Raw genomic sequence first — 16,120 nt, forward strand, 5'->3', positions numbered from 1 at the left:
CATGGTCCAGCTTTTATTGATGTTTAAATTTAATGATGTCACGACGCTCTTTTTTGTCTGGTCTGCGTTCGGGGCTTGGGTTGTGTGCGTTGAGCTTACGTTGCTCGGCATGATGGGCACGTTTGGCGATGCTTGCTGCGGTTTCCGAATACAGGGTTTGTGCTTCTGGCGCGCTGCGCCTTTGCCCTAACAGATTGATCACAGTGACGATTTTCTCTTCTTGGCCTTGGCGCAAGGTAATCGTTGCCCCAAGCTCGACAATTTTACTTGGCTTGGTGCGTTGGCCATTATAATGGACTTTACCACCATCGACCATACTGCGTGCGATCGAGCGCGTTTTATAAAATCGTGCTGCCCATAGCCATTTATCTAATCTTATTTGCTCTGTCGCAGAACTCATACTACAAATGTGCCTCAAAGGGAGTTAGTCTTGTACGTTTTATGGCCTTTACAATGGTGTTTTGGTTCCAGATTTTCAAGCTACCCGACAAAATAATGTCAGTAAAAAGGACGAGAATGTCTCCTATGATATATTAATGTGTTTTTGTAGCGCGATCTTCGCGGTCTTATGTATCTGTTCCATTTAAATGGAAGCATAGTTTAAATGAAATGGAAGCGTAGTTTAAATGAAATGGAAGTATAGTTTGAGGCCAATCCGCCGGTTTTCGTCTGGCTAACGGCTCATGAATGTGAAATATCATGGTTGAAGTAAGAAAATATCAGTAAGGACATCTTTTGAGGCGAATCGATTTTAGCAGTATGACCTCATCTCGCTTATGGCAAGCAGGTTTGCTACAAAAAATACCGCAATGGCAGAAACAAATCAGCCAATTTCTTACCTTAGTATTGCTGGTCACGTCGGCTTGGATTCTAGGAAAAATGGTGTGGCTGATTCAGCAAAACGCGGTTGATATAACGCCTTGGTCTCCAAGAGCAATCGCATCAACGCCGAATGCGGCGCGTTCGCTTGATCTCTCTTCTTTACAACAAGGAAGTTTATTTGGTCGCTATAGCGAGCAGAAGGTCGAAGCCGCACAGCCTGTGGTCAAAGATGCCCCTAAAACCAGCCTTAGCTTATTATTGGTTGGGGTGGTGGCGAGCAATGAACCGAGTAAGAGTCTAGCGGTAATCGCAAATCGTGGCAGTCAATCGACCTATGGTGTTAACGAAGTCATTGAAGGAACCCGTGTCAAATTGAAAGCGGTGTTCAATGATCGCGTTATTATTGATAACTCAGGGCGCGATGAAACCTTGATGTTGGATGGAATTGACTATCATAAACCGAGTGTAGCAACGCCTGAGCGCGTTGTTGCATCGAATGTGCGTGGTAATAACCCAGCGTCTGCAGAAGAGAAGTTGGATGACATTCGCGCCGCTATTGCCAGCAATCCGCAAGAAATCTTTAAATATGTACGCCTGTCGCAAGTGAAACGTGATGACAAAGTGCTTGGATACAGAGTGAGCCCTGGGCAATCTCCTGAGTTGTTTGAGTCGGTAGGGCTACAAGATGGCGATGTCGCAATCGCGTTAAACGGTCAGGATTTAACGGACCCGGACGCCATGAATAAGATTTTTCAGTCAGTCTCTGAGTTAACCGAAATGAACTTAACAGTCGAAAGAGACGGGCAATCCCATGACATTTATATCCAATTTTAGACAGACTGATGCATGAGCATGAGTTTAGGGAGTAAGACGTGAAGCATTGGTTAAACAAAACGACGTGGTTATTGATGGGTGGCTTGTTGTCATCGCCGTTAGCCATGGCAAACGATTTTAGTGCCAGCTTTAAAGGCACCGATATTCAAGAATTCATCAATATCGTGGGCCGTAATCTTGAAAAAACAATCATTGTTGATCCTTCAGTTCGAGGGAAAGTCGATGTCCGCAGCTATGACACGCTTAATGAAGAGCAATACTACAGCTTTTTTTTGAATGTATTAGAAGTGTATGGTTTTGCGGTGGTGGAGATGGACAACGGCGTGCTCAAAGTGATCAAGTCGAAAGATGCCAAAACGTCTGCGATTCCTGTCGTTGGCGATGAAGGAAAAGAGAACGGTGATAGCGTGATCACGCGCGTTGTTGCGGTGCGGAATGTTTCGGTACGAGAGCTTTCACCTTTACTGCGCCAGTTGATCGATAACGCAGGAGCGGGCAACGTAGTGCATTATGATCCGGCGAACATCATTTTGATTACAGGTCGTGCTGCGGTCGTCAACCGTTTAGCCGATATCATCAAACGAGTTGACCAAGCCGGTGACAAAGACATCGAGGTTGTGGAACTAAGTAATGCATCTGCCGCTGAAATGGTGCGTATTGTGGAGGCATTAAACAAAACCACGGATGCCAAAAATACTCCAGAGTTTTTGCAGCCTAAGCTGGTGGCCGATGATCGTACCAATTCGATTTTGATCTCAGGTGATCCTAAAGTCCGTGAACGTCTAAAGCGATTGATCACTCAGCTTGATGTTGAGATGGCAACAAGAGGCAATAACCGCGTCATTTATCTAAAGAATGCGAAAGCGGAAGATTTGGTTGATGTGCTGAAAGGAGTGTCTGACAACTTGCAGGCCGAAAAACAGTCTGGGCAAAAAACGGGGCAAAGTTCACAACGCACTGAAGTGATGATTTCAGCACATGCGCCGACCAATTCCTTAATTGTTACCGCTCCGCAAGACATTATGAAAGAGCTAGAAGATGTGGTTGCGCAGTTGGATATTCGTCGCGCTCAGGTATTGATTGAAGCGCTGATTGTCGAAATGGCTGAAGGGGATGGCATCAACTTAGGCGTGCAATGGGGCTCACTCGATAACGGCTCTGTAATTCAGTATGGCAACGCGGGCGCGCCAATCGGTAAGGTAATGATTGGTTTAGAAGAAGCCAAAGATACCACCACCAGTAAAGCGGTTTATAATTCTGATGGTACTTTCTTGCGTAATGAAAACACTACCACCAAAGGGGATTACTCTACTTTGGCGTCAGCGCTCGGTGCGGTCAATGGTGCAGCCATGAGCTTAGTGATGGGCGACTGGACGGCCCTTATCAGCGCTGTGTCGAGTGACTCCAACTCGAACATCTTGTCATCACCGAGCATTACCGTGATGGATAATGAAGAAGCCTCCTTCATCGTGGGTGAAGAGGTGCCTGTTTTGACAGGTTCGAGCGCGGGCGCAAATAACGATAATCCTTTCCAAACCGTAGAACGCAAAGAGGTCGGTATCAAGCTGAAAGTGGTACCACAAATCAACGAAGGCGACTCAGTTCAACTGAAAATTGAACAAGAGGTATCCAACGTATTAGGAGCGAATGGTGCCGTCGATGTCCGTTTTGCAAAGCGTCAATTAAATACATCGGTCATCATTCAAGACGGGCAAATGTTAGTTCTGGGGGGGTTGATTGATGAGCGCGCGGTCGAAAGTGAATCCAAAGTCCCACTATTAGGCGATATACCGGTTTTAGGCTATTTGTTCAAATCGACCAGTACCCAAGTTGAGAAGAAAAACCTGATGGTCTTTATTAAGCCGACCATCATTCGTGATGGCATGACGGCCGATGGCATCACTCAGCGTAAGTACAACTACATTCGTGCTGAGCAGCTCTATAACGCTGATCGCGGTTTGAAGTTGATGGCGAACGACAATATTCCTGTGCTGCCTAAGTTTGGTGATGACCGTACTCATTCTGCGGAAGTACAAGCCTTTATCGAACAAATGGAAAAACAGCAATGACCGAAGTTTTGTCGCAACCTCACTACCGTCGTTTACCGTTTAGCTTTGCCAATCGTTTTAAATTGGTATTAGAGCTGGTAGAAGACAACGAGCTGCCGACGTTATTTTATGTCGCTCCGCTGGCTATCGAATCATTAGTCGAAGTGAAACGAGTCGTGAAACAGCCGCTCAACTTGGTTGAAATTTCACTGGCCGAATTTGAAAGTAAGCTGACCCAAGCTTACCAACGAGACTCGTCAGAAGCGCGACAATTAATGGAAGATATTGGTGCTGACAGTGATGATTTCTTCTCATTAGCCGAAGAGCTGCCGCAAAATGAAGATTTGTTAGAGTCAGAAAACGATGCGCCCATCATCAAATTGATCAACGCCATGCTTGGCGAAGCGATCAAAGAGGGCGCGTCGGATATTCATATTGAAACCTTTGAGAAAATCTTGTCGATTCGTTTTCGTGTCGATGGGGTACTGCGTGAAGTGTTAGCGCCGAGTCGTAAATTAGCGCCGTTGCTGGTTTCACGCGTCAAAGTAATGGCTAAGCTTGATATCGCTGAAAAACGTGTACCACAAGATGGCCGCATTTCATTGCGCATTGGCGGCCGAGCGGTCGATGTTCGCGTGTCAACCATGCCTTCGTCTCACGGTGAGCGTGTGGTGATGCGTTTGCTAGATAAAAACGCTACGCGCTTAGATCTACACAGTCTAGGAATGACGGCAGCCAACCACGAAAGCTTCCGTCAATTAATCAAACGACCGCATGGCATTATTTTGGTGACGGGCCCAACCGGTTCAGGAAAATCCACCACCTTGTACGCTGGCCTGCAAGAACTCAACAGCAACGAGCGTAATATTTTAACCGTGGAAGACCCGATTGAGTTCGATATTGATGGTATCGGCCAAACTCAAGTCAATCCTAAAGTGGACATGACTTTTGCGCGAGGATTACGTGCTATTTTGCGTCAAGACCCGGATGTGGTCATGGTTGGGGAAATTCGTGATTTAGAAACCGCGCAGATTGCGGTACAAGCGTCTTTAACTGGGCACTTGGTGATGTCGACTTTGCACACCAATACCGCCATCGGTGCGATAACACGTTTGCGCGATATGGGAATTGAACCCTTTTTGATCTCATCATCGCTGCTTGGCGTATTGGCACAACGCTTAGTGCGTACCTTATGTCCAGATTGCAAAGAGGCCTACCAAGCAGACAATGAGCAGAAAAAACTGTTCAATTGTAAGAAAAAAGAGTCGCTGACACTGTATCGTCCGAAGGGCTGTGACAAATGCAATCACAAAGGGTATCGAGGCCGAACGGGTATACATGAATTGTTGCTGATTGATGATGAGGTACAAGCCTTAATTCATAGCGAAGCTGGAGAGCAAGCGATTGAAAAAGCGGTGCGGGCGAAAACACCGAGCATTCGTGATGACGGGCTTGATAAAGTGCTGAAAGGCATTACCTCACTTGAAGAAGTGATGCGAGTGACGAAGGAAGCATAATGGCGGCATTTGAATATAAAGCGCTCGACGCCAAAGGCAAACAAAAAAAAGGTGTTATTGAGGGGGACCATGCTCGGCAGGTTCGCCAGCGCTTAAAAGAGCAAGGGCTTATACCGATTGAACTCATTGAGACGCAAGCGAAAGCGGCTCAGCGTGAGCAATCGCCTTTGAGTTTTAAGCGCGGTATCAGTACACCGGATTTAGCGCTCATTACTCGCCAGTTATCCACTTTAGTGCAGTCAGGCATGCCATTGGAAGAGTGTTTGAAAGCGGTATCTGAACAATCGGAAAAGCCGCGTATTCGCACCATGTTGGCCGCTGTACGTTCCAAAGTGACTGAGGGTTATACCTTGTCAGACAGCTTAGGTGATTATCCACACATCTTTGATGACCTGTTTCGTTCGATGGTTGAAGCGGGCGAAAAATCAGGTCATTTGGATTCGGTGCTTGAGCGTTTAGCGGACTATGCTGAGAATCGCCAAAAAATGCGTTCCAAGTTACAACAAGCGATGATTTATCCAGTGGTGTTGGTGGTGTTCGCGGTGTGTATTGTGGCTTTTTTGCTGGCGGCTGTGGTGCCTAAAATCGTCGGACAATTTGTCCAAATGGGGCAAGAATTACCGAAGTCGACTCAATTTTTACTCTCCTCAAGTGATTTTATCCAGCATTGGGGTGTCCAATTGCTGGTGCTATTGGTGATCTTGATTTATCTCGTCCGATGGTTGTTAAGCAAGCCGAATTTGCGGTTGAAGTGGGATAAAAAAATCATCGGCATGCCGTTGATTGGCAAAATCACTCGCGGTCTCAATACTGCGCGTTTTGCGCGAACTTTGTCTATTTGTACCTCCAGTGCGATTCCTATTTTGGATGGGATGCGTGTAGCGGTGGATGTGATGTCCAATAAATACGTTAAGCAACAAGTGTTGTTGGCGGCTGACAATGTTCGCGAAGGGTCGAGCTTGCGTAAAGCGCTTGAGCAAACCAAGTTATTTCCACCGATGATGCTGCATATGATCGCCAGTGGAGAACAAAGTGGTGAGCTCGAAAGTATGCTGACGCGCTCGGCCGATAACCAAGACGCGAGTTTTGAATCGACGGTCAACATCGCATTAGGTATTTTTACCCCGGCATTGATTGCATTAATGGCTGGGTTGGTACTGTTTATCGTGATGGCGACCTTGATGCCGATTTTAGAAATGAATAATTTAATGAGTCGTTGATCATGACTGAATTCTGCAATGATAACGACCAAACTATGTTGGAGGTTGGAATGAGAACAAAAACAAATAAACAGTCGGGCTTTACTTTGCTTGAAGTGATGGTGGTTGTGGTTATTTTGGGTATTTTGGCGAGTTTTGTGGTGCCTAATTTGCTCGGTAATAAAGAAAAAGCTGACCAACAAAAAGCGATTACCGATATTGTCGCACTCGAAAATGCGTTGGATATGTATAAATTAGACAACAGCGTGTACCCAACGACAGATCAAGGCTTAGAAGCGCTAGTGACCAAGCCGTCGAATCCTGAGCCACGCAACTACCGCGATAACGGTTATATTCGCCGTTTGCCAAATGATCCTTGGGGCAACCCTTATCAATACTTAAGCCCTGGTGATAACGGTACGATTGATATCTTCACGCTAGGTGCTGATGGTCAAGAAGGTGGCGAAGGCGCCAGTGCCGACATAGGCAACTGGAACATGCAAGATTTCCAATAAGAGAGAGGGCGGCCTTAGCCGCCCCATTTATCTGATGCTATCTCAACGCGGTTTTACCCTACTCGAAATACTGCTGGTGCTCGTGCTGCTCTCGCTTAGTGCTGTGGCCGTTATATCGACGCTACCTAGCACGAACAACGATGATGCGAAACAGTACGCGATGAGCCTTTATCAGCGTCTACAACTGAGTAATGAAGAAGCTATTCTCAGTGGCAAAGATTTTGGTTTGCGGGTCGATGAAAAAAAATCGCATCTGGTTTTCCTATCGATGGAGGACAAGGGATGGCAGCCGCTAGAGAGCAAGAAAATGGCTTCACAGCTCCAACTGCCTGAGGGGTTATCTCTCCAGTTTGAGCTGGGAGGAAGTGCATGGAAAAACGACGATCGACTTTTCAAACCGGGCAGTCTGTTTGATGACGATAAGTTTGCTGATGAAAACGAACAGAAAAAGCAGCTACCACCACAAGTGTTTATTTTATCGAGTGGTGAGCTGACTCCTTTTGTCCTGAGCATCCATCTTAATCAGCAAGATGCAGAGCAAGGCTGGCGAGTGGTAGTGAAAGAAAACGGGGAAATCACGCTGTTCGCTCCGGGAGATGCGATCGATGGGTAAACAAAAAGCGATGACGCTGTTAGAAGTCTTGGTGGCGCTGGCTATTTTTGCCACCGCTTCCATCAGTGTGATCCGTTCGGTCAGCCAACACATCAATACCGTGAGTTATTTGGAAGAAAAAGCGTTTGCCGCCATGGTGGTCGATAACCAGATGGCGCAAGTGATGCTTACTCCTCAAAACGTACAAGCGAAAAATGGCAGTGAAGTATTGGCGGGTCGAACCTGGTATTGGAAAGTCACTTTAGTACCCACTGCGGATAATTTATTGAAAGCTTTTGATGTTAGCGTGGCTAGTGAAAAAGAAGGATCACCTTTGGTGACAGTGAGAAGTTATGTCGCCAAATAAACAAAGCAAAGGCTTTACCCTGATTGAAGTGCTGGTGGCGATTGCGATTTTCGCTAGTTTGAGCGTTGGTGCTTACCAAGTATTGAACCAAGTCCAGCGCAGTAATGAGATTTCAGCCCAACGTAGCCAACGTTTGAACGAATTGCAGCGCGCCATGGTGTTAATGGATGGCGATTTTCGGCAGATGGCAACGCGTCAATTTCGCACCAATGGTGAAGAGCCAAGTCAACAGATGCTGATTTGGAAAGAGTACTTGCTCGACTCCGATCAAAAAGGAGTGCTGTTTGCACGATTAGGTTGGCATAACCCACAGCAGCAATTTCCACGCGGGGAAGTCACTAAGGTCGGCTACCGAATTAAAGAGGGCGTGTTAGAGCGTATATGGTGGCGTTATCCTGATACTCCTGCAGGGCAAGAAGGGATCATCACGCCATTGTTACATGATGTTGAGTCACTATCGCTGCGCTTTTATAACCAAGATAAATGGAGTGAAGAGTGGATTGATGCCTTGAAAATCCCACAGGCGGTGGCCGTGAAATTGGCGCTGAAAGATTATGGCGAGATTGAGCGTATCTACCTTACTGCTGGTGGTGGCATCAATTCGACCAATAAAGAGGCTGATAATAATGGCGCACCCTAATCGAGCCCAACGCGGTGTGGCGTTAATCGTTATCTTGCTGTTGTTGGCGATTATGGTGTCGATTGCCGCAACCATGTCCGAGCGTTTATTCACACAGTTTCAAAGAGCGAATAATCAAATTAGTTACCAGCAAGCCTATTGGTATAGTGTGGGTAGTGAAGCTTTAGCCAAAGTTGCTATCGAGCAGAGCTACAAAGACAACGAAACGATTAACTTAAGTCAACCTTGGGCGATGAAAGAGCAAACGTATCCATTGGATTACGGCACTTTGAAAGGGCGCATCCTTGATAAACAGGCTTGTTTTAACCTGAATGTACTCTCGAGAGCCAGACCTGCGGCAGGGAGTGTCGAAAAACCCTATTTAGTGCAAGTGTTGCAACGGTTATTGGAAGAGCTTGAGGTCGACAGCTATCAAGCCGAAGTGATTGCCGATTCGGCTTGGGAGTATATTGATGGCGATTCAGATGTGCAGTCCTCTTATGGCGTAGAAGACAGCCAGTATGAATCAATGTCTCCTGCTTATCTGGCGGCGAATAGTTTACTTGCGGATAACAGTGAGTTGCGCGCGGTTCAGCAGGTGAGCGGTGATGTAATGAATAAAATAGCGCCTTATATCTGCACTCTCCCCACTGATGATTGGCGTTTGAATATCAATACATTGGAACCCGATCATGCCAAGTTATTGGTGGCGATGTTCAGCCCGCACTTAAGTGAAGGGGATGCAAAAAACTTACTCGAGAGCCGACCATTTGATGGTTGGGCTTCGGTAGACAATTTTCTCGCAGAGGCCGCATTGGCTGCTGTGGAGAGCAAAGTGAAAGAAGAAGCGAAACAGTACCTAGCTGTCGATAGTGCTTATTTTGAACTGGATGCTCAAATCTTGGTTGATGACTCGCGAGTTCGTATTCGCAGTTTATTGTTTAGTGATAATAGAGAAACCGCAACGGTCATACGCCGTCGCTTTGGAGGGATCAGTGAGCGAGTTTCTGACCGTTCGGCTGAGTAGTCAACAAGACGCTGAAATACCTTGGCTGGTGTGGTCAACACAGCAGCAAGAAGTGATTGCCAGCGGTGAAATATCCGGATGGGAGCAGCTATCTCAGCTCTCTAGCTATGCGGCTGAACGCGCCACGATTGTGCTGCTCGCTGCCAGTGATTTAGTTCTCACTGAGGTCGCGATTCCATCAGGGGCGGCTCGTCGCTTAGAGTCAATGTTGCCTTATCTAATCGAAGATGAGATCGCACAAGATGTGGATGAGCTGCATTTTTCAATTTTGCATAAAACCGCTTCCACTGCTTACGTTGTCGGGGTGGATCGTGCTTGGTTGCGTACCCGCTTAGATGAGCTCAAAGCCGCGGGTTTTGACGTGAAAAAGGTATTACCGGATGTGTTGGCTATCCCTGCATCTGAGGGGTTGTCGGCACTGCAGATCGGCCAAGAATGGTTAATCCGTAAAGGTGAGTATTTAGGGGTGAGCATTGAACCGCAGTGGTTAACGCTGTTTAGTGCTTCAGAATGGGTCAAGCAAGAGGGGCACTATTTACCGCTAGAGGCGTATACCCCGCTCCCTGAGCTGACATTGGCTGAAGGGCAACATTGGCAACAGGCCGAGCCTCATTTAGTCATGGCGTTGCTGACTCAGCAAGCAATAGCGAGCAAAGTGACTTTACTGACGGGAAGTTTTAAAACCAAGTCCTCGTTTTTGAAGCATTGGCAAGTATGGCAAAAATGCGCATTAGCGGCCGCGGTGTTGATTGTAATTTCAACCAGCCACCATCTTTTGCAAGCTGGGCACTACGAAGCGCAAGCCGATGCTTATCGAGCGGAGAGTGAACGTGTTTTTCGCGCGGTTTTCCCTGATAAACAGAAAATACCCACTATCAGTTACCTGAAAAGACTGATGAATGATGAAGCGGCTCGACTCTCTGGCGGTGGGGCCAATGGTTCGATGTTGGAGTGGTTGTCGAAGTTGCCCAGCAGTATCGGCAGCGTACCGAACATGCAGTTGCAAAGTGTTAAATATGATGGCAATCGGGGTGAAATTCGCCTTGAAGTTCAAAGTAATGATTTTGAAAGCTTTGAACAAGCGCGCCTTAAATTGGAAAAGCAGTTTGTGGTTGAGCAAGGGCAGTTAAACCGCTCGGGTTCTGTAGTTAATGGTACCTTCATACTGAAAAGCCAGTGAGGTGAGTGACATGAAAAATAGCCTGAGTGCACTTCAACAACGATGGGCGGCCTTTTCCCCTCGTGAACAGAAATTACTGTTAGGTGGTGTGTCGCTGTGTGTGGTTGCGATCATTTATTGGGGCATTTTAGCGCCACTTAATCAGAAAACCGAGCTTGCGCAAGCCCGGATTATCAGTGAAAGACAATTGCTTAATTGGGTGACGGATAAGGCCGATGCCATTACTCAATTGCGCGCACAAGGTGGTGGGGTGGCAACGACGCAACCGCTCAATCAAGTCATCTCATCAAGTGTGCAGCGTTTTCAAATTGAGCTTATTCGTATTCAACCGCGTGATGAAATGATGCAGGTTTGGATACAACCACTTCCTTTCTCTAAATTGGTGGATTGGCTTGCCTTTCTAAAAGAGCAGCAAGGTGTCGATGTCGAGTTTATGGACATCAACCGTGCTCAGCAAAGTGGCGTTGTCGAAGTAAAACGCTTACAACTGAAGCGAGGTGGTGAGTGAAAAAGAAATTGCTCTATAGCGGGTTCCTTGTAATGGTTTTTCTCATCAGTGTGGTCGCGCATATTCCGGCTTCCTTGGTGATGAATCAACTCTCCTCTTCCGAAGTCATGCGTGTCACTGGTGTTGACGGTACGGTGTGGTCTGGTAGTGCTCAGCAACTCTTTTGGCAAGGGCAAAATGTCGGCGATCTCAACTGGGACATCCAAGTATCACAACTGCTGATGGCCAAGTTTGAAGTGGCGGTACGCTTTGGACGCGGTAGTGATATGGGAGTTCGTGGCAAAGGCAATCTTGGTCTGGGGTTTTCTGGCCCTTATGCGGACAAGGTTGTGGTTTCTGTCGCGGCTAATAAATTAGCGACGCTGTTTCCGCTGCCTGTACCAGTGACTTTTCAGGGGCAAGTCGAGTTGTCCCTGAACCATTACCGCTATGATAGCCCGTGGTGTGAATCTGCCGAAGGCTCACTTGCGTGGACTCATGGCCGAGTTGACTCACCTTTAGGAGAGCTCTCGCTTGGTCCGGTAGTGGCAGATCTGCAATGTCAAAGCAATCAGATGACATTGAACGGTCAGCAAAACAGTGAGCAAATGAGCAGTGAATTTGCCCTGCAGCTGCAACCAGATATGAGTTACAGTGCGAAAGCGTGGTTTAAACCTGAAGCGCAATTCCCACCCGAAATGGCGGAGCAATTACAGTGGATTGGAGCGCCAGACAACCAAGGTAAATATCAGTTTAATTATCAAGGCCAGCTTTGATTGGTTTTTTAACCGTAATCATTTCATACCCCAATAAAAATGCTGAGTCTATTGATCGGCATTTTTATTGGTAATGGCCGTTATGGTTTGACTTGTAAAATGGTATTCCAAGGCAAATCGGCATCCCCTAACACAATAAAGTTGGGGTTTTCTAACGTTTCACGCTCATTGTAGGACAGCGGTTGCAGTTGCGTGTTGAGGATGCGTCCGCCCGCCTCTTCTACGATGCATTGCGTGGCGGCGGTATCCCATTCACCGGTTGGGCCGAGGCGCAAATAGCAGTCGACAGCACCTTCTGCGACTAAACACGCTTTCAGCGCTGCCGAGCCCAGCGGCACTAGCTCATAATTCCATGCGCTGCTCATGCAACTTGTAATACGGTTAATATCTTGGCGGCGACTGATCGCAATCGCGATGGATTGCCCAACGGTTTCGTGCTTGTGTGTTTCAATACGCAAGCTTTCAGACATGTCGGGGATCTTCCATGCGCCTTTGCCTGCGTAGGCGTAGTAGGTCACGCCAGAAACTGGCCCATAGACGACGCCCATCACTGGTTGGTTTTCTTCGATCAGTGCGATAATGGTGGCAAAGTCACCACTGCGCGCAATAAACTCTTGCGTACCATCAAGCGGGTCAACCAACCAGTATCGCTGCCATTGGCTGCGTTTTTCTAGGCTAATGTCCGCCGCCTCTTCCGACAAAACAGGAATATCTGGCGTGAGTTCACTCAGTCGTTCGCAGATCAGTTTATGCGCAGCAAGATCGGCACTGGTGACTGGGGTGTGGTCACTTTTGGTGAACGCTTCGTAGTTTTTCTTTTCGTAGATATCGAGAATCAATTGCCCGGCAGAGCGAGCGATTTCAATTACGTCAGGCAGTAAGTAAGATAAATTATTGGCTGTTGGCATCATCAATCCTATAGCTCTACTTTGTTATTTTAGGCTGCGCAGAGCAAGCAGTAGTGCGGTAATGCTTCGGGCTTCACAGAAATCGAGGTGAGTCAGTAGCTCTTCTGCTTGGGCCAGAGGCCAGCGAATGACCTCTAAAGGTTCGGGTTCATCGCCTTCCATTACTTCTGAGTATAGATCTTGTGCTAAGAAGAGTGTCATTTTGCTCGAAAAGTAAGAGGGGGCAAGTACCACTTCTTTTAAGGGGGTTAAGGTGCTTGCGCCAAAACCAATTTCTTCTTTGAGTTCACGATTTGCTGCTTGTTGCGGGCTTTCTCCTTGGTCAATCAAACCCTTAGGGAATCCGAGCTCATAGCGTTCAGTGCCAGCGGCATACTCTCGAACCAGCAGTAAATCTCCTTGTGCCGTTACTGGCACCATCATGACTGCATGCCGGCCGCTCGGTTTCATTCGTTCATAGGTGCGCTGTTCGCCGTTAGAAAAGCGTAAATCTAATGATTCGATGGTAAACAGGGTCGATTGGGCTGCCGTTCTTTGGGCTAAAATTTCGGGCAGTTTTCTGGTTGGCATACACTAATTCCCGTAAGGCAAATGACTTTTCTAACTATATGAGAAAATGACCTTAATTGAAAAGGACTTGAGCGCGGCAAATGATTTTAAGTATAAAAAAGCCGAGAATCTCATCTCGGCTTCGTTTTTCTGTAATCCACGTATCTAGCGATTCACTAGTAGTAAGAGTGCTCACCACGATCGTGTTCAGTAGCATCGCGCACCGCGGTTAATTCGCCTTCAAATTGTTGAAGCAGTTCTTTTTCAATGCCTTCTTTGAGGGTGACATCGACCATTGAACAACCGTTACAGCCGCCACCAAAGGCGACAATCGCAATACCATCTTCGGTGATTTCAACCAAGCTGACATGGCCACCATGGCCAGCTAACTGCGGGTTGACTTGAGTTTGAATCGCATATTCCACACGTTCAATCAGGCTTGCGTCATCAGACACTTTACGCATCTTCGCATTCGGAGCTTTAAGTGTCAGTTGTGAACCCATTTTATCTGTGACGAAATCGATCTCTGCGTCTTCTAAAAACGGCAAGCTCAGTTCATCGACATACGCAGAAAAACCTTCAAAGGCAATTTCAGTATCAGTCGCTTCCACTGCCTCTGGTGGGCAGTAAGAGACGCCACACTCTGCATTTTGAGTGCCTGGATTGACTACAAAAACTCGGATGTTAGTACCATCAGGCTGTTGCCCAAGCAACTTGCCGAAATGGGTTTGGGCTGTTTCGGTAATAATAATAGAATTTGACACGACGAATACCTGAGTAAATTTATAGGTTATTACTTGCCATTCTACTCCTGAAACACGGCGGATCCAGTCCTTTTTACGCGCTAAATAAAACCGTGTTGGTTAATCTTTAGGTTCAGGAGTACGGCATATGCAGTAAATATCAATCCTTTCGACACCGACTTCAAGCAGTAATTGACAGATTTGCTGCACGGTACTGCCCGTGGTCACTACATCGTCAACAAGTGCAATGTGCTTGTGCGTGGGAAGGTGCCGTAGTGTGAATGCATGTTTGAGATTTTGTTTGCGCTGTAATTTAGAAAGCCCTTGCTGCTGGGGCGTTGCGCGATTGCGTTTGATCAACTGGTTATCGCAGCTAGCCCCCAGTTGTTGACTTAATTGAGAGGCAAGTAGTGCGCTTTGATTGAAGCCGCGTTTTAAGCGCCGTTGCCAGTGCAGCGGAACGCTGGTGATGAGCGGGGCGGGAGTGTCGATACGTGGCGTCAGTAAGGCACTCAAATGGCGAGATTGCCAAAATTGACCTTCATATTTGAGTTGATGAATGGTGTGACTGAGCGGAAAAATGTAGTCGCCGACACAGTATAGGCGTTGCCAAGGCGGAGGATTTGCTAAACATTGCCCGCATTGAGGTACGGTAATAAGCGTTGGCAGGCCGCACTGTTGGCAGCGAGGTTGCGGTGCAAAATAGGTTAGGCAGGTCTTACACCAAGCCCCAGTTTGATGAGTTTCAATCGGTAAACGACACAGTAGACACTGACGGCTTACCAAGCGAGTGATGGTTTTTTGAACCCAATGCGATAACATAACCCAACCAAAGCTGTGAAACGAAGTATGGTTATACTCTTGCAACTTGAATCAGTCTTTGTGTTGACCGTGATTTCAAGTCAGTGAGTGTATGATCGGTATTTTTTCAGCGAAGAAGTGTGAATTTAGTGGGGGAATTTGTGAGCATGGCCACAGCGTTATATTGGCAAGCCTCAGGCGAGGGCGATGATCTTGTCTTGGTGCACGGTTGGGGGATGAATGGTGCAGTATGGCAGCAAGCGGTCGATGTGCTTAAAGGACATTTTCGTGTGCACGTGGTTGATTTGCCTGGTTATGGTCACAGCGCTGCTAGCCACGCCGCTGATCTAGAAGAGATCGCGCAAGCGCTAATCATGCAAGCGCCTAAACAAGCCATTTGGGTCGGTTGGTCTTTGGGTGGGTTAGTGGCGACTCATATGGCACTGCATCACCCAAGTTATGTGAGCAAATTGGTCACTGTGGCGAGCTCTCCCAAATTTGCGGCACAGAAACCGTGGCGTGGCATTCTCCCTCAAGTGCTCAGTGCCTTTACTGAACAGTTAATGGACGATTTTCAGGCTACTGTTGAGCGCTTTATGGCACTGCAAGCGATGGGCAGCCCTCAGGCAAAGCAAGATGTGAAATACCTAAAACAAGCGGTGTTATCACGGCCCGCGCCGAACCCACAATCATTGTTAGCGGGTTTGGTCATGTTGGCCGAGGTGGATTTGCGCCAGCCTTTGACAGCACTCTCGATTCCCATGCTTCGTCTATATGGTCGGCTTGATGGTTTGGTGCCGGTTAAGGTGGCGCAAGAGTTGCAAAAAACCTTGCCCAATAGCGAGCAGTACATTTTTGGCAATTCCTCCCACGCACCGTTCATCACTGAACTGGACGATTTTTGCCAGCAGCTCATCGCCTTTGCACGTTAAGGCATTGATACCCATGCAATGTCTTTCTACTTAAAGCTACAGCTGTGTTGGCTCACCTCAATCACATCGTTGTTCTCTCATGGGGATTCGCCCGCTTGCTGTCTCTATCTGCGGCGTCTTGAAACGTCAAGTCGTTGGGTGCAAATGTTAAATTAAAAATAAATTTGCTAAAAGTTTGAGCAATCTGGTCGATATAAAGTCTAA

18 protein-coding genes are annotated in these 16,120 nt (G+C 47.3%); 13 read left to right on the forward strand and 5 right to left on the reverse strand.

The window, feature by feature from the left end; translation table 11 throughout:
- Positions 1 to 13 precede the first annotated feature (13 nt).
- A complete protein-coding gene (gene hslR / locus B9J87_RS00540) occupies positions 14 to 400 on the reverse strand; it encodes a ribosome-associated heat shock protein Hsp15 (RefSeq protein ID WP_026028320.1) in 387 nt (128 codons plus the stop codon).
- A gap of 359 nt (positions 401 to 759) precedes the next feature.
- Between hslR and gspC the strand changes: the two genes are divergently transcribed.
- From gspC to B9J87_RS00600, 12 genes are read left to right on the forward strand one after another with little or no spacing between them, the layout of a single operon-like run.
- A complete protein-coding gene (gene gspC, locus B9J87_RS00545) occupies positions 760 to 1,656 on the forward strand; it encodes a type II secretion system protein GspC (protein ID WP_228376488.1) in 897 nt (298 codons plus the stop codon).
- Between the two features lie 38 nt (positions 1,657 to 1,694).
- Positions 1,695 to 3,725 carry a type II secretion system secretin GspD gene (gene gspD, locus B9J87_RS00550; protein ID WP_094149170.1) on the forward strand — a complete coding sequence of 677 codons (2,031 nt, stop codon included), beginning with the start codon at positions 1,695 to 1,697 and terminating at the stop codon, positions 3,723 to 3,725.
- Positions 3,722 to 5,221: a type II secretion system ATPase GspE gene (gene gspE, locus B9J87_RS00555; protein ID WP_019282846.1), complete on the forward strand. Its 1,500-nt coding sequence runs from the start codon at positions 3,722 to 3,724 to the stop codon at positions 5,219 to 5,221. The genes gspD and gspE overlap by 4 nt, the downstream gene beginning before the upstream one ends.
- Entirely contained in the window at positions 5,221 to 6,441 is a 1,221-nt protein-coding gene (gene gspF, locus B9J87_RS00560) for a type II secretion system inner membrane protein GspF (protein ID WP_017045694.1), read from the forward strand. Before gspE ends, gspF begins: the two co-directional genes overlap by 1 nt.
- Positions 6,442 to 6,491: 50 nt before the next feature.
- Positions 6,492 to 6,935 (forward strand): type II secretion system major pseudopilin GspG, encoded by a 444-nt coding sequence (gene gspG / locus B9J87_RS00565; protein WP_010319321.1) that lies wholly within the window; start codon positions 6,492 to 6,494, stop codon positions 6,933 to 6,935.
- A 34-nt stretch (positions 6,936 to 6,969) separates the two neighbouring features.
- A complete protein-coding gene (gspH, locus tag B9J87_RS00570; protein ID WP_013855434.1) occupies positions 6,970 to 7,548 on the forward strand; it encodes a type II secretion system minor pseudopilin GspH in 579 nt (192 codons plus the stop codon).
- Positions 7,532 to 7,894 carry a type II secretion system minor pseudopilin GspI gene (gene gspI / locus B9J87_RS00575; RefSeq protein WP_017045697.1) on the forward strand — a complete coding sequence of 121 codons (363 nt, stop codon included), beginning with the start codon at positions 7,532 to 7,534 and terminating at the stop codon, positions 7,892 to 7,894. The genes gspH and gspI overlap by 17 nt, the downstream gene beginning before the upstream one ends.
- Entirely contained in the window at positions 7,881 to 8,534 is a 654-nt protein-coding gene (gene gspJ / locus B9J87_RS00580; protein ID WP_094149171.1) for a type II secretion system minor pseudopilin GspJ, read from the forward strand. Before gspI ends, gspJ begins: the two co-directional genes overlap by 14 nt.
- Complete coding sequence (gspK, locus tag B9J87_RS00585; RefSeq protein ID WP_017048718.1) at positions 8,521 to 9,540, forward strand: type II secretion system minor pseudopilin GspK; 1,020 nt, start codon at positions 8,521 to 8,523, stop codon at positions 9,538 to 9,540. The genes gspJ and gspK overlap by 14 nt, the downstream gene beginning before the upstream one ends.
- Complete coding sequence (gspL, locus tag B9J87_RS00590; RefSeq protein ID WP_013855430.1) at positions 9,509 to 10,720, forward strand: type II secretion system protein GspL; 1,212 nt, start codon at positions 9,509 to 9,511, stop codon at positions 10,718 to 10,720. Before gspK ends, gspL begins: the two co-directional genes overlap by 32 nt.
- Before the next feature lie 10 nt (positions 10,721 to 10,730).
- Positions 10,731 to 11,228, forward strand: a complete 498-nt coding sequence (locus B9J87_RS00595) for a type II secretion system protein M (protein WP_013855429.1) — start codon at positions 10,731 to 10,733, stop codon at positions 11,226 to 11,228.
- Positions 11,225 to 11,983 carry a type II secretion system protein N gene (locus B9J87_RS00600; RefSeq protein ID WP_017043523.1) on the forward strand — a complete coding sequence of 253 codons (759 nt, stop codon included), beginning with the start codon at positions 11,225 to 11,227 and terminating at the stop codon, positions 11,981 to 11,983. The genes B9J87_RS00595 and B9J87_RS00600 overlap by 4 nt, the downstream gene beginning before the upstream one ends.
- An 80-nt stretch (positions 11,984 to 12,063) precedes the next feature.
- Here the strand turns inward: B9J87_RS00600 and cysQ are convergent, their stop codons facing one another.
- The 4 genes from cysQ to B9J87_RS00620 all read right to left on the reverse strand — a co-directional run bounded on the left by cysQ (position 12,064) and on the right by B9J87_RS00620 (position 15,005).
- A complete protein-coding gene (cysQ, locus tag B9J87_RS00605) occupies positions 12,064 to 12,891 on the reverse strand; it encodes a 3'(2'),5'-bisphosphate nucleotidase CysQ (RefSeq protein WP_010319313.1) in 828 nt (275 codons plus the stop codon).
- A gap of 24 nt (positions 12,892 to 12,915) precedes the next feature.
- On the reverse strand, positions 12,916 to 13,461 hold the full coding sequence (nudE, locus tag B9J87_RS00610; RefSeq protein ID WP_013855426.1) for an ADP compounds hydrolase NudE: 546 nt from the start codon (positions 13,459 to 13,461) through the stop codon (positions 12,916 to 12,918).
- Between the two features lie 155 nt (positions 13,462 to 13,616).
- Positions 13,617 to 14,204, reverse strand: a complete 588-nt coding sequence (gene nfuA / locus B9J87_RS00615; RefSeq protein WP_013855425.1) for a Fe-S biogenesis protein NfuA — start codon at positions 14,202 to 14,204, stop codon at positions 13,617 to 13,619.
- Between the two features lie 99 nt (positions 14,205 to 14,303).
- On the reverse strand, positions 14,304 to 15,005 hold the full coding sequence (locus B9J87_RS00620; RefSeq protein ID WP_019282843.1) for an amidophosphoribosyltransferase: 702 nt from the start codon (positions 15,003 to 15,005) through the stop codon (positions 14,304 to 14,306).
- Positions 15,006 to 15,151: 146 nt separating this feature from the next.
- On the opposite strand from B9J87_RS00620, the gene bioH reads away from it, so the two are divergent.
- Positions 15,152 to 15,916 (forward strand): pimeloyl-ACP methyl ester esterase BioH, encoded by a 765-nt coding sequence (gene bioH, locus B9J87_RS00625; RefSeq protein ID WP_038148688.1) that lies wholly within the window; start codon positions 15,152 to 15,154, stop codon positions 15,914 to 15,916.
- Positions 15,917 to 16,120 lie beyond the last annotated feature (204 nt).

Source organism: Vibrio sp. V19_P1S1T109 (genome assembly GCF_002241375.1).
GTDB lineage: Bacteria > Pseudomonadota > Gammaproteobacteria > Enterobacterales > Vibrionaceae > Vibrio > Vibrio anguillarum.

What these genes read in the sequence shown, in the direction of transcription:
- hslR (WP_026028320.1), bottom strand. Translation starts at nt 400, where the DNA reads ATGAGTTCTGCGACAGAGCAAATAAGATTAGATAAATGGCTATGGGCA.
- gspC (WP_228376488.1), top strand. Translation starts at nt 760, where the DNA reads ATGACCTCATCTCGCTTATGGCAAGCAGGTTTGCTACAAAAAATACCG.
- gspE (WP_019282846.1), top strand. Translation starts at nt 3,722, where the DNA reads ATGACCGAAGTTTTGTCGCAACCTCACTACCGTCGTTTACCGTTTAGC.
- gspF (WP_017045694.1), top strand. Translation starts at nt 5,221, where the DNA reads ATGGCGGCATTTGAATATAAAGCGCTCGACGCCAAAGGCAAACAAAAA.
- gspG (WP_010319321.1), top strand. Translation starts at nt 6,492, where the DNA reads ATGAGAACAAAAACAAATAAACAGTCGGGCTTTACTTTGCTTGAAGTG.
- gspH (WP_013855434.1), top strand. Translation starts at nt 6,970, where the DNA reads ATGCTATCTCAACGCGGTTTTACCCTACTCGAAATACTGCTGGTGCTC.
- gspI (WP_017045697.1), top strand. Translation starts at nt 7,532, where the DNA reads ATGCGATCGATGGGTAAACAAAAAGCGATGACGCTGTTAGAAGTCTTG.
- gspJ (WP_094149171.1), top strand. Translation starts at nt 7,881, where the DNA reads ATGTCGCCAAATAAACAAAGCAAAGGCTTTACCCTGATTGAAGTGCTG.
- gspK (WP_017048718.1), top strand. Translation starts at nt 8,521, where the DNA reads ATGGCGCACCCTAATCGAGCCCAACGCGGTGTGGCGTTAATCGTTATC.
- B9J87_RS00595 (WP_013855429.1), top strand. Translation starts at nt 10,731, where the DNA reads ATGAAAAATAGCCTGAGTGCACTTCAACAACGATGGGCGGCCTTTTCC.
- cysQ (WP_010319313.1), bottom strand. Translation starts at nt 12,891, where the DNA reads ATGCCAACAGCCAATAATTTATCTTACTTACTGCCTGACGTAATTGAA.
- nudE (WP_013855426.1), bottom strand. Translation starts at nt 13,461, where the DNA reads ATGCCAACCAGAAAACTGCCCGAAATTTTAGCCCAAAGAACGGCAGCC.
- B9J87_RS00620 (WP_019282843.1), bottom strand. Translation starts at nt 15,005, where the DNA reads ATGTTATCGCATTGGGTTCAAAAAACCATCACTCGCTTGGTAAGCCGT.
- bioH (WP_038148688.1), top strand. Translation starts at nt 15,152, where the DNA reads ATGGCCACAGCGTTATATTGGCAAGCCTCAGGCGAGGGCGATGATCTT.